This window comes from Aminithiophilus ramosus (genome assembly GCF_018069705.1).
Classification (GTDB): domain Bacteria; phylum Synergistota; class Synergistia; order Synergistales; family Aminithiophilaceae; genus Aminithiophilus; species Aminithiophilus ramosus.
In genome coordinates this window covers 1,743,818-1,758,912 of record NZ_CP072943.1, presented here as the reverse complement: position 1 = coordinate 1,758,912, position 15,095 = coordinate 1,743,818, and the positions used below count along the sequence as shown (strand labels likewise).

Genomic DNA, 15,095 nt, shown 5'->3' with positions numbered 1-15,095 from the left:
TTGGTCGTCGTCAGGATGAAGCGGACGGAGGCGGCCAGACGTCTGGCGCCTCCGGCCTACGCCACGGAGGGGTCGGCGGGGGCCGATCTGGCCGCCTGTGAATCGGTCGTCGTTCCTCCCGGCGAGTGGCGGGCCGTCGCCACGGGGATCTTTCTCGAAATTCCCAGAGGTTACGAGATCCAGCTCCGTCCTCGGAGCGGCCTGGCCCTTCGCCGTGGCGTGACGCTCCTCAACGCGCCGGGAACCATCGACAGCGATTACAGAGGCGAAGTGAAGGTCCTCGTCGTCAACCACGGCAGGGAGCCCTTCCGGATCGCCCCAGGCGACAGGATCGCCCAGATGGTCCTTCAGCCCGTCGTCGTCATGAATTTCGAGGAGGGCGGAGGGCTTTCCGAGACGGAGCGGGGTTCGGGCGGCTTCGGCAGCACGGGCTGACCTGCGGTGGCGAGGGCACGCGACGGAAGAGATACGGAAGCAATAGATCGACGAAGGGGGGCGCCTCAAGGCGCCCCCCTTCGTGTGACCTGTTCCCCTTTGTGGGGGGGGACGGGAGCGGTGTCGTCGGAAGGGCGAGGCCGGTTCCGGGACAGGCTCCCCCCTTTCGTCGACGGGGGCGACGACGAAAAGGGGGGAGCGGACTTTCGCCGCTCCCCCCTGCGCCGTTTCCCTCAGGCCCCTACTTGCCGGCCTTCTGCTTGGCCTCCTGGGACACCATGGTTTTCCATATGCAGAGGCCGAAGCCTCCGAAGGTGATGATCATGATGACGACCATATTGAGCTTCCACATGAGCCATTCCTCCTTCAGACGCCGTTCGGGCTAGTCGAAATCGACCTTGGCGGGGTACTTCGTCTTTTCGGCGAGCCAGTTGTTGAGGACGAAGATGATGCCGAAGCAGATGGCCCACTGGTAGTACATGGTTCCCACGGTGAAGGTGTACTTGGAGATGGGAAGCCACTTGTACCACTCGCCGGGGTACCAGGACGCGGCCTGAATGGTCCACCAGGCGAAGATGAGGACGAACCAGAGGGGGAAGAGGTAGATGAGCTTCCACATCCAGGCGGCCTTGATGTCCGAGCAGGGCTCGATGTCCTCGTCCCAGATCTTCTGGACGCCGATCTTGATGGCGCCGAGGGAGAAGATGAGGCCCGAGACGAGAAGGGCCACGCCCCAGACCCAGTCCTGGTTGTCGAGGAAGGAGATGCTCATCGACGAGGGGAGGCCCAGGATGGTGATGCCGACGCCGGCGACGAGGATGGCCTTCTTGCGCTCCATGCCCATGTCGAGAAGCATGCGGCAGCCCAGCTCGATCATGGAGAGCATGGAGGAGAGGGCGGCGCAGACCAGGGCGAGGAAGAAGGCGATGGCCATGAGCGTGCCGCCGGGCATGACGGTGAAAAGCCGCGTCAGGTGGATGAAGGCCAGCCCCGTGTTGCCCGACGTGACGGCCGCCTGCGGATCGGGGGAGAGGGCGAAGATGGTGGGGATGACGGCCAGGCCGGCCAGGAGGGCCGCCGTCGTGTCGGCGAGGCAGACCGTCGTGGCGTTGAGGGCGATGTCCTCCTTGTTGCCGACGTAGACGAAGTAGGTCAGCATGAGGCCCCAGCCGGCTCCCGTCGACCAGGCGGCCTGGGTGAAGGCCTCGAGCCAGATCTTGCCCTTGAGCATCTCGCCCCACTGGGGATGGAAGAGGAACTCCAGCCCCTTATCGGCGCCGTCGAGGGTGACGGAGCGGCCGACGAGGACGAGGAGGAGGACGAAGAGGGTGGGGATGAGGATCTTGTTGGCCTTCTCGATGCCGGCGATGGCGCCCTTGTAGACGATGGCGACGGTGATGATCATGGAGATGATGTGCCAGGGGACCATGGCCCCCTTCGTCGTCGAGAAGGCCGTCCAGAGGGCCTCCGTGTCGAGGCCGGGCTTGATGGTGCCCATGAGGGCGTAGACGAAGTAGCGGACGCACCAGCCCATGACGACGGCATAATAGAAGACGATGGCGAGGACGATCCAGCCGACGACGCCGCCGAGCCAGGTATACTTCTTGCCCATGAGGACCTTGAAGGAGCCGACGCAGCCCATGCGGCTCTTCTTGCCCCAGACGGCTTCGGCCATCATGAGGGGGATGGCCCAGAGGAATAATGAAATCATAAGGGCAACGACGAAAACGCCTCCGCCGTTGGCGGCGGCGACGCGGGGGAACCTCCAGATGTTACCGGTGCCGACGGCCATGCCGATGGCCGAGAGAATCAGACCCCAGCGACTTCCCCACTGTTCACTTCCTGCTTTTCCTGACATGCCTTTCCCTCCCCTGCGGTATGGTGGTCTTTCGAACGATCTCTGACCGCCTCAGGTTCCTTCTTTCCAGACGATCCCCCCTTTTCGCGCTCTGAAGACAGTTGCCACTCTTCTGCAAGGTGGCGACCTGGGGCTCCTTGGAACCCGCCATTGAGTACGATAGGGGCATTATATTCAAGATTGACGACTTTGGCTAGCCTTTTCACGATTAAATAAGTTGGGATATAAATCACTTTTGTTCCGATAGGATTGTGGAACTGGAGTCTCCTCGGAGCTCTTCCCCCCCTCTTCCTCTCCCGGGGGGAGGGCTGTGCTAGAATGGCTGCGGAAGGCACATAGATCCCGCGTACGGAGGACGGTATCCCCCGGCGCGGCAGGAGGCGATTTCACCATGTCCATCTTTTCCGCTCCCGACGGCCGTTCCTTCGAGGCCCAGTCGGTCACTCCCTCGGAAGCCCTCGATCGCTGGGGACTCAGGAAGGGCGCCGTTGCGGCCCGCGTCGACGGTTCCCTCGCCGATCTGACGACCACCCTGACGGAATCGGCCACGGTCGAGCCCGTCGCGGCCGATTCCGAGGAGGGGCTCGAAATCCTGCGTCATTCCACCTCTCATCTCATGGCCCAGGCCGTTCGCCGACTCTATCCCGGCACGAAGGTCGCCATCGGTCCGGCCATCAAAGAGGGGTTCTACTACGATATGGACGTCGCCGGAACTGTCACGGAAGGCGACCTGAAGCGGATCGAAGACGAGATGCGCCGCATCGTCAAGGAGGCCCTCCCCGTCGAGCGCCTTTTCCTTCCGCGTGAGAAGGCCCTCGAGCTCTTCCGCTCCGAGGGGGAGATCTACAAGGTCGAGCTCGTCGAAGGACTGGCCGACGAGGAAATCTCGCTCTACCGCCAGGGCGAATATGTCGATCTCTGCCGGGGACCTCACGTCGCCAACACCTCCCAGCTGCGCCACTTCAAGCTCCTCTCCCTGGCCGGGGCCTACTGGCGCGGTGACGAGAAGAACGTCATGCTCACCCGCATCTACGGGACGGCCTTCGCCGGGAAAGAGGACCTCGAGGCCTATCTGAAGCGCATCGAGGAGGCCAAGCGTCGCGACCACCGCAAGCTGGGGCGCGAGCTCGATCTTTTCAGTCTTCAGGACGAGGGGCCCGGCTTTCCCTTCTTCCACCCCAAGGGGATGACGATCCGCAATCTGCTCATCCGCTTCTGGCAGAAGGAGCACCGTCGCGCCGGCTATCAGGAGATCATGACGCCCCTCATCCTGGACCGGGACCTCTGGATCCGTTCGGGCCATTGGGATCACTACAGGGAGAACATGTACTTCACCGAAATCGACGAGGCTCCCTTCGCCATCAAGCCCATGAACTGCCCCGGCGGCATCCTTGTCTACAAGAGCCAGATCCGCAGCTACCGCGACCTTCCCCTCCGCATGGCCGAGCTGGGGACCGTCCATCGTCACGAGCGCTCCGGCGTCCTTCACGGCCTCATGAGAGTCCGCTGCTTCACGCAGGACGACGCCCATCTCTACGTGACGCCCGACCAGATCAAGGCGGAGATCAAAGGGATCATGGATCTCGTCCAGCACATCTACAAGGATGTCTTCGGCTTCTCCTACCGGGTGGAGCTGTCGACTCGGCCCGAAAAGGCCATGGGTGATCCCGTCCTCTGGGACAGGGCCGAGAGGGCCCTTCAGGAGGCCCTGGAGGAGAAGGGCGTCCCCTATCGCCTCAACCCCGGCGACGGCGCCTTCTACGGCCCCAAGATCGACTTCCACCTCGAGGACTGCATCGGCCGCACCTGGCAGTGCGGGACGATTCAGCTCGATTTCCAGCTCCCCGAGAAGTTCGACATGACCTATATCGGTCCCGACGGTGCCCAACACCGCCCCGTCATGCTTCATCGAACCGTTCTGGGCAGTCTTGAGCGTTTCATGGGCATCCTCATCGAACACTATGCAGGGGCCTTCCCCTTCTGGATGGCTCCTTTCCAGGTCCGCCTCCTCCCCGTCAAAGAGGACTTTCTTCCCTGGGCCTCTTCCGTCGAGGCCACGCTCAAGGGGTGGGGCGTCCGCGTCGAAGTGGACAGACGAGACGAGAAGCTGGGCAAGAAGATCCGCGATGCCCAGCTCCAGAAGGTTCCCTTCATGATCGTCATCGGCGAGAGGGAGGCCGAATCGGGCCAGGTCTCCGTACGGGAACGAAGCCGCGGCGATCTGGGCTCGTTCACCCTGGAGGCCTTCCGCCAACTGCTCCTGGAGGAGTTCAACCCCCTCGACGACGAGCCCTCGCTGCATCGGTGCGTGCCCCTCTCTTGAAAAGAGCGGAAATGAGTGGTAGAATAAGCGTCGCTGTTGTTAGGGTCGTAAGTAGAGGTCTCCTCTCACCCGGCGACGCCGAAGAAGAAAAAGTCTCTCCTTTCCGGCCTCTGTGAGGGAAAGGGAAGACGTTCATCTCGGTATCGATGGGGCCGGAGGCGTAACCTCCGGCCCCTTTTAGCGTGGATGCGTCCACGAACGTTCGTCAACGATATCAATGGAGGTGACCTGCTATAGCCGCAAAGCCCGATTCGGAACCTCGCATCAACGAAGAGATCAGGGTCCACGAAGTCCTTCTCATCGACGATCAGGGCGTCAAGGTCGGTGTCATTCCGACGCGCCAGGCCCTTGCCCTGGCCGAGGAGAGGGAGCTCGATCTCGTCGAGGTGGCCCCTCTGGCCAAGCCCCCCGTCTGTCGCGTCATGGACTACGGCAAGTACCGTTTCATGCAGCAGAAGAGGGACAAGGACACCCGCAAGAAGCAGAAGACCCAGAGCGTGAAGGAAATGAAGATGCGGCCCAAGATCGATGTCCACGACTACGATTTCAAGGTCAAGGCCATTCGCAGTTTCCTCCAGGGCGGTCACAGGGTGAAGGTCTCCATCTTCTTCCGGGGGAGGGAGATGGCCTTTCAGGACAAGGGGCGCGAGGTTCTCGACCGTGTTGTTGTCGACTGCAACGATTTGGGCAAGATCGATGCCTATCCTCGCATGGAGGGGCGCTATATGCGCATGATGTTGGCCCCTCTGCAGGTTACCGCGCCGATTGCGGCGAAAAAAATCGAGCCGAAGGCCGTCCCCGCGTCGTCGGAGGCCGAGAAGGCTTAGGTTTCTTGCGGAGCTCCGGGCCCGACCGGAAGGAAGGCGGCTTCGCCTCCTGAGCGGAGCTGCCGTCATTTGTGAAGGGAGAACGCGCTGAGATGCCGAAAATGAAGACCCATTCCGCCACGAAGAAACGCTTCCGCCTCACCGGCGGCGGCAAGGTCGTATACCAGAAGAGCGGTCGCCGTCACCTCACGGGACACAAGGGCGCGAGCCGCATCCGTCGCCTCCGTCAGCAGGGAGTTCTGACGGAGACACTGACGCGGACGGTCAAGACCCTTCTGCCCTACGCCTAGTTACGAGAAAGAGGTGACCCTCGATGCCGAGAGTAAAGAACGGTTCACAGAGCAACGCCAAGCGTAAGAAGCTTTTTTCCATCACCAAGGGCTACTGGGGCAGGAAGAAGAACGTCTACCGCCGGGCCCGCGAGGCCTTTCTCAAGTCCCTTTCCAACGCCTTTCGCGATCGCCGGGCCAAGAAGCGCCAGTTCCGCCAGCTCTGGATCATGCGCATCAACGCCGCCGCCCGCCTCAACGGCATGACCTACAGCACGCTCGTCAGCGGCCTGAAGAAGGCCGGCATCGTCATCAACAGGAAGATGTTGGCCGACCTGGCCGTCAACGACGCCACCGTCTTCGCCGACATCGCCGAGAGGGCGCGGGAGGCGCTGGGACGATAAAGCCCAGAACCTACAGTTCCGTTCCCATAGAACGAACCGTCGCGGGGGGGTTCCTGTCGCTTATCGGCGCAGGAACCTTCCTTATATGGCTTTTTAATGTCCCTGTCCGTCCCATCGGCTTCATCGATGCCCTTTTCACGGCCACGTCGGCCGTCTGCGTCACGGGATTGTCCGTCGTCGACACGGGCACCTTCCTGACGCTTCCCTCCCAGCTCGTCGTCCTTCTCCTGATTCAGCTCGGCGGCCTGGGCGTGATGACGGCGACGACGGCCCTTCCCCTTCTCATGGGACAGAAGATCGATCTTCGCCGACGCCTTCTTTTCGTCGGCGGGCTGGGCCTGGACACGCCGGCGGGAGCGGTGCGGCTTCTCTTTCAGATTCTGAAGCTGACCTTCCTGTTCGAAGGCTTGGGGACTCTCTGGCTTTTCATCGGTTTCTTGAGCGATGAGACGCCGATGAGGGCCTTCTACCTGGCCCTTTTTCACAGCGTCTCGGCCTTCTGCAACGCCGGCTTTTCTCTTTTTTCCTCCAATCTCGAGGGCTATGCGACGACTTTCGCCGTCCCCTCGGCCGTCATGATTCTCGTCGTCGTCGGCGGCCTGGGGTCGCCCGTCCTGATCGAGCTGGTCCATCGCCTGCGCCGGGGAGGGCGCCTCTCCCCCTACTGCCGGCTCGTCCTGCTCATGACGACGGTCCTTATCGGCCTGGGCACCTTCCTTTTTTCCCTTACGGAGGGGCAGGAGGCCTTCAGGGCTCTCTCCTGGCCGCTGAAGTTGTGGAACGCCCTTTTTCACAGCGTGACGCCGCGGACGGCCGGTTTCGATACGGTCAGCCTCTCCCGTTTTTCAGATCCCGGCGTGGCCCTGACGGTCCTGCTCATGCTCATCGGGGCCTCTCCGGCTTCGACGGGCGGGGGGATGAAGACGACGACGGTAGGGCTGCTCCTCGCATCGACCTGGACGGACCTTCGGGGCAAAGGCGAGGTCGTCCTCTGGGGGCGACGCATTCCCCACTGGACGCTGACGCGGGCGACATCTCTCTTCTTTCTCTACCTGGGGACGCTCTTTCTCAGCTCCTTTCTTCTGGCCCTGATGGAGCCCCACTCCTTTCTGACTCTTTTCTTCGAGGCCGTTTCGGCCCTGGGGACGGTCGGTCTCTCTCTGGGAGTGACGGCGGACCTCGGACCGGGAGCGAAGCTGGTTCTCGTCCTCCTCATGTTCTGGGGGCGTGTGGGGCTGATGACCTTTCTTTACGGACTTCTGCTGGAAGGGCATGGGGGAGGTAAGGTATCCTATGCGGACACGGATGTTCCCGTCGGCTAGGTCATCGAGGCCCGGCGACGGAAAAACGGCCGTCGCGAAGAAAAGAGGGAGAGAAATCGGATGACCGAAAAGAAGATGGTTCTCGTCGTCGGCCTGGGACGGTTCGGGGCCGCCCTCTGCGAGCGCCTGGTCGCCCTGAGGCAGTATGTCGTCGCCGTCGACAAGGTTCGTTCCCGCGTCGAGCTTCTGGCCGACGACGTCGATCTGACGGCCCAACTGGACGCCACGGACGAGGAGGCCCTCGTCAAGGTCGGCGTTCGCGAGGCCGATGTGGCCGTCGTGGCCATCGGAGAGAACACGGAGGCTTCCATCCTGGCCACGGCCATCCTCCGGGAGCTGGGCGTTCCCTATGTCATGGCCCGTGCCCAGACGGCCCTTCACGCACGGGTCCTGGCCCGCGTCGGGGCCCATCGCGTCATCTTTCCCGAGCGCGATATGGGAATGCGCGTCGCCGATCACTTTGTCTTTCCCTGGCTCTCTCAGTTCTCGCAGGTCCCGGGCAGCGAGCTCCTCGTGGGCAAGACGGCGCCCCGCCCGGAGATGATCGGAAAGAGTCTGGCGAAGCTCAACTTCCGCAACGAGTACAATGCCGTCGTCCTTCTCGTCGATCGGCAGGGAGAGCAGTTCATCCCCCGGGCCGATACGGTCGTCGAGGCGACGGATCAGCTTTTCATATCGGGCAAAAGCGATGAAATCAACCAGTGGGTCCAAGGCTCCAAGGAGAGCAAGGAGGCAAAGCGGTGAGTGACCATCACAGACAGGTGGACGCAATGAGGATGGCCTTTCAGGGGGCCCTGGCGGAGGCGGAGGGAAGCGAGCGCCTCGAGGCGCTGCGCGTCCGTTTCCTCGGCAAGAAGGGGGAGCTTACGGCGGCCCTCAAGTCGCTGGGGCGCCTTCCTTCCGAGGAGCGCCCTTCGGCGGGAGCGGCCTGGAACGTCCTTCGCGTCGAGATCGAGACGGCTCTCGACGAGGCCCTTGCGGCCCGCAGAGGAGTCGAGGCAGAAGACGAAGAGCGACGGCACGGCGTCGACGTGACCCAGCCGGGGTGCGGACGGCCCTACGGTGCCTTTCATCCCGTCGTCCAGGTGCTCCACGATGTCGTCGACATTTTCGTCGGTCTGGGCTTTTCCGTCGCCTCGGGGCCCGAGGTGGAGGACGATTTCCACAACTTCGAGGCCCTCAATATTCCGCCCCATCATCCGGCTCGGGACATGCAGGATACCTTCTATCTCCGGCAGGAGGGGCTTCTCCTGAGAACCCACACGTCGCCCGTGCAGGTTCGCTCCATGCTGAGTCAGGGGGCGCCGCTCCGCGTCGTCTGTCCCGGACGGGTCTACCGCCGCGACAGCGATCCCACCCACTCTCCCATGTTCCATCAGCTGGAGGGACTTCTCGTCGAGGAAGACGTCTCCGTGGCCGACATCAAGGGCTGTCTCGAGGTCTTCATCAACCGCGTCTTCGGCCGTCCCCTCAGGGCCCGTTACCGCTCCAGCTTCTTCCCTTTCACCGAGCCCTCTATGGAGATGGACGTGGAGTGTGTCGCCTGTTCGGGCGCCAACCCCCGCTGCCGCATCTGCAAGGGGACGGGCTGGCTCGAAGTGATGGGGCTGGGCATGGTCCATCCCAACGTCCTTCGCAGCGGCCGCATCGACCCGGAAAAGTACAACGGCTTCGCCTGGGGGATGGGGCTCGATCGAATCGCCATGCTCAAGTACGGCCTCGACGATCTGCGCGTTCTCTTCCAGGGAGACGCCGCCTTTCTCGCCTCTGGAGGTGTTCTCTGATGCTTCTTTCGCTTCGTTGGCTTCGGGAATTGATCGACATCCCCATCGACGCCGAGCTTCTCTCCGAGCGTCTCACCTTCACGGGAACCGAAGTGGAGTCGCTTGTCCGTCCCTGCGGGAAACTCAAGGGCGTCGTGATCGCCCGCGTGGTGGCTCTCGATCCCCATCCCTCGTCGGCCAATCTCCTTCTGGCCCGTCTCGACAGGGGTGCGGGAGAGGCCCTCTGCGTCACGGCGGCGCGCAATCTCTCCGTCGGCGATCTCGTCTGTTACGCCCCTCCAGGAGCCACGTTGGCCGACGGGACCGTCATGGGGACTCGCGAGTTCTCCGGCCTTCTCAGCCAGGGGATGGCCCTGTCGGCCTCCGAATTGGGAGTCGCCGCCGTCGAGACGGAACCGGGCATCCTGCGTCTGCCCGGGGAATACGTCATCGGAGCCGACGCGGTCTCCTCTTTGGGGCTGGACGACGAGATCCTCGAATTGTCGATCACGCCCAACAGGGGAGATCTCCTCTCGCTGCTGGGCGTGGCCCGCGAGGTTCACGCCCTCGTCGAGGGAAGTCAGCTCAGGGAATTCGAAATCGACCTGCCTCAGGACGGCGCCCACTGGCCCGTCGATTTCGGCGGCATTACCCTCGAGGGAGAGGGATGCACGCTCTACGGTCTGGGTTTCGTCGACGATGTGGCGATCGCCCCCTCTCCCCTGGACGCCCGGATCCGGCTGGCCCTTCTGGGCCAGCGTCCCGTCAGCAATGTCGTCGACGCCACGAACCTGACCATGTTCTTCCTGGGGCAGCCTCTTCACGCCTTCGACTTCGACAGGCTCCCTTCGCCGGAGATCACCGTCAGGTCCGCCCGGCCCGGCGAGACGATGAGAACTCTCGATGGCAAGGACCGCTCTCTCGACGGCCAGGATCTTCTTATCACCAGCGGAGGTCGCCCCGTCGCCCTGGCCGGCGTCATGGGAGGGGAGAACAGCGAGATTTTCGAGGGGACGAGACGGGTCCTCATGGAGACGGCCTGGTTCGATCCCATCCGGGTCAGCCGGACTTCGCGGCGCCTCGGCCTGAACTCGGAGGCGGCCTATCGCTTCGCCCGCGTCGTCGATCCCGCCAGGAGTCTTGTGGCTCTCGGCTATGCCCTCTCGCTGATCTCCCGCTGGAACGCCGGTCGTCCTCAGCCCTCGATTCACCTCCGGCGCCGTCGGACGGAAGCCATCGGAGAAGTCGAGCTCACCCGGGACAAGATGAGGCGCTATCTCCTCTGGGACGACATGAAAGAGGCCGAGAGAATCCTTTCCCGTCTGGGTTTCGATGCCGAACGGAGAGGGGAAAAGGGCACGACCTTTTACGTTCCCAGCTATAGGCCTGACGTCAACATCGAGGAAGATCTCATCGAAGAGGTGGCCCGCGTTCGGGGCTATACGGACGCCGTCATCCCGGCGAGGCTGCCCGGCCGGCCCCGGGACACGGGGACTGTCGGCGAGGCCTTTCTGCTCTGGCGAAAGCTGCGGGAGACGGCCATGGCGCGGGGCTACATGGAGAGCGTCCAGTACAGTTTCGTGTCGCCCGAGTCCGTCGGAAGGCTGGGACTCGGGCGACACGAGGAGCTTCTGGAGCTGACCAATCCCCTGAGCCGGGAACAGTCCGTTCTGCGTCCCCTGCTGCTGCCCTCCTTCCTCGAGGCTCTGTCGGGGAATCTTCGCAAGGGCTGGCGCGGGGAGTTGCGCCTTTTCGAAATCGGCGATATTTTTGTTCCCGCGGAGGGCCGGACGGGATGTGACGAGAGGCGGCGTTTCGGCGCCGTTCTCTACGGAGGCCGGCAGGGCAAGGCCCTTTACGGGGCGAGGGGAGCCGAGGACTTCTTCTCCGTCAAGGCCGACGTGACGGCCCTTCTGGCGGCCTGCCGCGTCGTTCCCTCCTTTTGCCCCGATAGGCTTCCCTTCGGCCACGCCGGACAGACGGCGACGCTTCGCGTCGATGGCCGTCCCGTGGGCTATCTGACGCGACTCAAGCCCCTGCTCGAAAAGGAACTCGACCTCGGCGCTCCCCTTTACGCCTTCGAGTTCGACCTTCAATCCCTCGTCGGCGACAAGAGGCCCCGCTTCGCCTCCGAGACCCCTTTCCCCGCTCTTTTGCGCGATATTTCCCTGTTGGCTCCCCGATCGGTGACGGCCGCCTTCCTTGGGGACTTCATCAGAAGTCACGGCGGTGCTATGCTCGAAGGGGTAGAGCTTTTCGATGTCTACGAGGGGCCTTCCCTGCCCGAGGGGATGCGGAGCCTGGCCTTCAGCCTGGTCTACCGTCACCCCGAGCGGACTCTCGTCGATTCCGAGATCGAGGGGGACCACCGAGCGCTTCGGGAGTCCCTCGAAGCGGCCGGCTATCGTCTCCGCTAGCTCTCCGACAAAGGAGGTCATTTCATGCTGGAGCGTCTGGAACAGTTCGAGAAAATCCTTGATAAGGTGACGGAAAAGGTCCAGAATCTCGAGGCCGAGAAGGTCCAGATAGGGGAACAGCTTCAGGAGGCCCGGCGCGCGCTCCAGGAAAAGGATCTTGAGCTGATCCGCGTCCGCAAGGAAAATCAGCGCCTCATCGAGCAGGCCGAGCGCGAGCGCATGTCCCTTCAGAAAGAGAAAGACCAGATGGAGCAGCGTCTCAGCTCCCTTGCGCAAAAGCTTGACAAGCTCTATGGGGCGGAACGTCCCCTGGCCACAGGCGGAGCGGCGGCCGCCTCGCGGTGACGGAATTGCCCGGCGCCGAAATGCGCCGAGTCCGGCTGCGCGTCGGCAAAAAGACCTACCCGATCCGAACGCCTCTGACCGATGACGAGCTGGATCGCCTTCTCGTCCCTCTGAACGTCGTCATCGAGGAGTCGGGCGGTCCCTCCGTCGGGCAGGAGGAGCGGCTTTTGCTGGCCCTTTTGCGTTACGGTTGGCAGCTGGAGAGAATTCGCCATCGCCTGGAGGCGCTTCTCAAGGAGGAGTCCCGTTGAGTTTCGGCGCCGTCATCGATATGACCTTTCTTTTCATAACGGTTTCTCTCGCTCTCCGCGGCCTTTTCCGAGGTCTTTCCGGCGAGGTCCTTTCCCTTGCCGGAACCTTGGGGGGGCTCTACCTGGCCTTTGCCCGCGCCGACGTCGTGGCGGGCTTCGTGCGCAGTCATTTCGATATCACGGAGAACGTCGCCTACGGCGTGGGGCTCGTCGCCGTCTTCGTCGCCGTCAATCTGGCGGCGGCCCTGCTCTGCCGTCTCGTGGGGGCCTTCTTGAAGGCGACGCACCTTTCTCTTCTCGACCGCCTTCTCGGGCTCGGTGCGGGCGCTCTGAAGGGGATCGCCATCCTGCTCGTCGTCTACGGGGGACTCCTGATGGCCGGTCCTCTCGTTCCCCCTCAGTGGAGCGAGGGGAGCCGTTCCCTCTCCTTTGCCGCCCAGATCTGGCCGCGGCTGATCCCCTATCTGCACGAGAACGGGCTCGCCTTCGATTCGATTCCGGTGCCTGCCGCTCCCGCCTCGCCCGATGCGACTTTCTGATTCGGCCCGTTCCCTTCTGGAACTGGACAAAATCCTCGATCTCTTTGCCTCCCGCTGTAGAAGCGATCTCGGCCTTCTCGCCCTTCTGCGTCTGGAGCCCGCCTCCGAGGGAAGCCGCCTTCGGGCCCGCCACGAGCTCTTTCGGGATTATCTGCGGTTCCGCGACCGTTTCGGCGAACTGCCCTGGTCCGACGATCTACGCACCGTGACGGAACTCCTCGTCGAGGCCAAGACCTCCTCCCATCTCACCGGCGAGGAGCTTCTTCGCATCCGGACGCTTCTTTCCGTGGCCTCGCGAATTCGCCTGCGCCTTTCCGAGGAGAAGGAGGACTTCCCCTTTCTCTGGCGTTTTTCCCGGAAAATCCGCGAGTTCGACGAGGAGCTGAAGGCCCTTTCCGTCATAGCCGACGACGGGAAACTCTACGACAGCGCCTCGCCCAAATTGTCGAAAATCCGCAAATCGCTGGAGCAGGTCCGCAATCGCCTCCGGCGGGACGGGCAGAAACTGCTGAACGACCCCTCGATACAGTCCATGCTTCAGGACCGTCTTCTCTCTTTGCGGAACGGTCGCTTTGTCGTTCTCGTCAAGCAGGAACACGTCGGCGTCTTCCCCGGCATCGTCGTCGACCGTTCCGTCTCGGGCAATACGCTCTACATGGAGCCCAACGGTCTTGTCCCCCTCAACAACTCTCTCGCCCTTTTGCTGCAGGAGGAGCGGGAGGAGGAGCATCGCCTTTTCCGGGAGATCACGGAGGCCATGCTTCGTCGCGAAGGGGCTCTTGCCGATGCCGAGGCGGCTCTGGCCTGGTGTGATCTGGCCTATGGGGCGGGGGAGATGATGGATCGTCGCAGATGGACCTTGCCGGAAGTGACGGACAAGGCCCTCTTCGACCTCAGAAAGGTCGTCCATCCCCTTCTGGGGGAGAAAGCCGTGGCCATCGACATTCAGTGTGGCCGCCGATTCCGTCAGCTCGTCGTCACCGGCCCCAATACGGGAGGCAAAACGGTGGCCCTCAAGACCGTCGGCGTCGCGCTCTCCCTGGCCTGGTACGGCCTGCCCGTTCCGGCGGCCGAAGGAACCGTCGTCGGCGAGATCGGGGCGATCCTGATCGACATCGGCGACGAGCAGAGCATCGAGCAGAATCTTTCCACTTTCAGCGCCCACATGCGCAATATCATCTCCATCCTCGGAGAGGCCGAGGAGACCTCCCTCGTCCTCCTCGACGAGCTCGGGGCAGGGACGGATCCCCAGGAGGGGGCCGCCCTGGGCATCTCCATTCTCGAGGAGCTGCTGGAGAGAAGGAGCCTCGTCCTGGCCACGACCCATCACAATCCCATCAAGCGTTTCGCTCTCACGGCGGGAGGGGTGGAGACGGCCAGCGTCGAGTTCGATCCCTTCACCCTCTCTCCCACCTATCGCCTTCTCATGGGCATTCCGGGCCGCAGCAACGCCCTCCTCATCGCCTCCCGCCTGGGACTTCCCCCCGGCGTCGTCGAAAGGGCCAAGGCGGCCCTGAGCGAAGAGGGGAGCGCCATGGACGAGCTTATCGGCCGCCTTCAGGCCAAACAGAGCTATCTCGATCGCCTGGAGGCTGAAATGACCCGAGAGAAAGAGGCGACGGATCGCCTCGGGAAGACGCTCGAGGAGGAGTTGGCCTGTCTGGAACAGAGGCGGGAGGGGCTCATCGAGGAGGCGGACCGGAAGGCCGCTTCCATCCTCGACGACGCCGAAAGGACGGCCCGTTCCCTGCTCAAGGAGCTTCAGGGAGCGGCCGCTTCCGCCGCTCATCGCCAGATGACCTCGCACAAACGCGGCGTCGACGGTCTGCGCGACGAGGCCGAAAGGCGGAGTCTGCTCCGCAAGAAACGGCTTGCCGGACCGCCTGGGGAACGGCCCTTGGCCGTGGGCGACGAAGTCGCCGTCGCCGGATCGGCCATCAAGGGGGCCGTGGCGGAAATCAGGGGGAAAAAGGCCGTCGTCCAGGCCGGTTCCCTTCGTGTCGATGTTCCCCTCGAGCAGCTTCGCCTGACCGCCCGAAAGGAGGCGGCTCCCGTCGAGACGGTGAAGATCAACGTCTCCCGTCCTCAGGGGGTTCCCTCTTCCGTCATGGTCCGGGGAATGACCGTCGACGAGGCTCTTCCTATCCTGGAGCGCTATCTCGATCAGGCCTACCGGGCCGGTTATTCCGAAGTGACCCTCATCCACGGCCGAGGGACGGGCGTGCTGCGGCAGGTCGTTCAGGATCTCTGCAAGGAGACGCCCTATGTGGAGGAGTATCGCCTCGGCGGTCCCGGCGAAGGGGGGTACGGCGTCACCGTCGTCCGCTTCCGCCGGAAATAGA

Annotated in this window: 14 protein-coding genes; 13 read left to right on the top strand and 1 reads right to left on the bottom strand. The window is 63.2% G+C overall.

Going from position 1 to position 15,095, the window contains the following annotated elements:
• Nucleotides 1-435 carry a dUTP diphosphatase gene (dut, locus tag KAR29_RS08100; protein ID WP_311135580.1) on the top strand — a complete coding sequence of 145 codons (435 nt, stop codon included), beginning with the start codon at nt 1-3 and terminating at the stop codon, nt 433-435.
• 382 nt (nt 436-817) lie between these two features.
• Here dut and KAR29_RS08095 read toward each other — a convergent pair whose 3' ends face one another.
• Nucleotides 818-2,293, bottom strand: coding sequence for a sodium-dependent transporter (locus KAR29_RS08095; protein ID WP_274372497.1), 1,476 nt, complete (start codon nt 2,291-2,293; stop codon nt 818-820).
• A gap of 391 nt (nt 2,294-2,684) precedes the next feature.
• Here KAR29_RS08095 and thrS point away from each other — a divergent pair, with 391 nt between their 5' ends.
• The 12 genes from thrS (at nt 2,685) to KAR29_RS08035 (ending at nt 15,094) form a co-directional block, all read left to right on the top strand.
• The gene (gene thrS, locus KAR29_RS08090; protein WP_274372496.1) at nt 2,685-4,616 is read left to right on the top strand and encodes a threonine--tRNA ligase; all 1,932 of its coding nucleotides are present in this window, start codon (nt 2,685-2,687) and stop codon (nt 4,614-4,616) included.
• Nucleotides 4,617-4,849: 233 nt separating this feature from the next.
• Nucleotides 4,850-5,443: a translation initiation factor IF-3 gene (gene infC / locus KAR29_RS08085; RefSeq protein WP_311135632.1), complete on the top strand. Its 594-nt coding sequence runs from the start codon at nt 4,850-4,852 to the stop codon at nt 5,441-5,443.
• A gap of 92 nt (nt 5,444-5,535) precedes the next feature.
• Nucleotides 5,536-5,733 (top strand): 50S ribosomal protein L35, encoded by a 198-nt coding sequence (gene rpmI, locus KAR29_RS08080; protein ID WP_274372495.1) that lies wholly within the window; start codon nt 5,536-5,538, stop codon nt 5,731-5,733.
• Nucleotides 5,734-5,756: 23 nt separating this feature from the next.
• Entirely contained in the window at nt 5,757-6,116 is a 360-nt protein-coding gene (rplT, locus tag KAR29_RS08075) for a 50S ribosomal protein L20 (RefSeq protein WP_274372494.1), read from the top strand.
• Nucleotides 6,113-7,438: a TrkH family potassium uptake protein gene (locus tag KAR29_RS08070; protein ID WP_274374947.1), complete on the top strand. Its 1,326-nt coding sequence runs from the start codon at nt 6,113-6,115 to the stop codon at nt 7,436-7,438. Before rplT ends, KAR29_RS08070 begins: the two co-directional genes overlap by 4 nt.
• Before the next feature lie 60 nt (nt 7,439-7,498).
• Nucleotides 7,499-8,182 carry a potassium channel family protein gene (locus tag KAR29_RS08065; RefSeq protein ID WP_274372493.1) on the top strand — a complete coding sequence of 228 codons (684 nt, stop codon included), beginning with the start codon at nt 7,499-7,501 and terminating at the stop codon, nt 8,180-8,182.
• Nucleotides 8,179-9,222, top strand: a complete 1,044-nt coding sequence (gene pheS / locus KAR29_RS08060) for a phenylalanine--tRNA ligase subunit alpha (protein ID WP_274372492.1) — start codon at nt 8,179-8,181, stop codon at nt 9,220-9,222. Before KAR29_RS08065 ends, pheS begins: the two co-directional genes overlap by 4 nt.
• A complete protein-coding gene (pheT, locus tag KAR29_RS08055; RefSeq protein ID WP_274372491.1) occupies nt 9,222-11,618 on the top strand; it encodes a phenylalanine--tRNA ligase subunit beta in 2,397 nt (798 codons plus the stop codon). Before pheS ends, pheT begins: the two co-directional genes overlap by 1 nt.
• A 24-nt stretch (nt 11,619-11,642) precedes the next feature.
• Nucleotides 11,643-11,963, top strand: a complete 321-nt coding sequence (locus KAR29_RS08050; protein ID WP_274372490.1) for a hypothetical protein — start codon at nt 11,643-11,645, stop codon at nt 11,961-11,963.
• Nucleotides 11,960-12,214: a hypothetical protein gene (locus KAR29_RS08045; RefSeq protein WP_274372489.1), complete on the top strand. Its 255-nt coding sequence runs from the start codon at nt 11,960-11,962 to the stop codon at nt 12,212-12,214. Before KAR29_RS08050 ends, KAR29_RS08045 begins: the two co-directional genes overlap by 4 nt.
• Nucleotides 12,211-12,753 (top strand): CvpA family protein, encoded by a 543-nt coding sequence (locus KAR29_RS08040; RefSeq protein ID WP_274372488.1) that lies wholly within the window; start codon nt 12,211-12,213, stop codon nt 12,751-12,753. The genes KAR29_RS08045 and KAR29_RS08040 overlap by 4 nt, the downstream gene beginning before the upstream one ends.
• Nucleotides 12,740-15,094: an endonuclease MutS2 gene (locus KAR29_RS08035; RefSeq protein WP_274372487.1), complete on the top strand. Its 2,355-nt coding sequence runs from the start codon at nt 12,740-12,742 to the stop codon at nt 15,092-15,094. Before KAR29_RS08040 ends, KAR29_RS08035 begins: the two co-directional genes overlap by 14 nt.
• Nucleotide 15,095 lies beyond the last annotated feature (1 nt).

Bases quoted from the DNA above. Each gene is read 5' to 3' on its own strand.
- KAR29_RS08065 (WP_274372493.1), top strand. From the start codon at position 7,499: ATGACCGAAAAGAAGATGGTTCTCGTCGTCGGCCTGGGACGGTTCGGG.
- KAR29_RS08095 (WP_274372497.1), bottom strand. From the start codon at position 2,293: ATGTCAGGAAAAGCAGGAAGTGAACAGTGGGGAAGTCGCTGGGGTCTG.
- rpmI (WP_274372495.1), top strand. From the start codon at position 5,536: ATGCCGAAAATGAAGACCCATTCCGCCACGAAGAAACGCTTCCGCCTC.
- KAR29_RS08050 (WP_274372490.1), top strand. From the start codon at position 11,643: ATGCTGGAGCGTCTGGAACAGTTCGAGAAAATCCTTGATAAGGTGACG.
- rplT (WP_274372494.1), top strand. From the start codon at position 5,757: ATGCCGAGAGTAAAGAACGGTTCACAGAGCAACGCCAAGCGTAAGAAG.
- pheT (WP_274372491.1), top strand. From the start codon at position 9,222: ATGCTTCTTTCGCTTCGTTGGCTTCGGGAATTGATCGACATCCCCATC.
- thrS (WP_274372496.1), top strand. From the start codon at position 2,685: ATGTCCATCTTTTCCGCTCCCGACGGCCGTTCCTTCGAGGCCCAGTCG.
- KAR29_RS08035 (WP_274372487.1), top strand. From the start codon at position 12,740: ATGCGACTTTCTGATTCGGCCCGTTCCCTTCTGGAACTGGACAAAATC.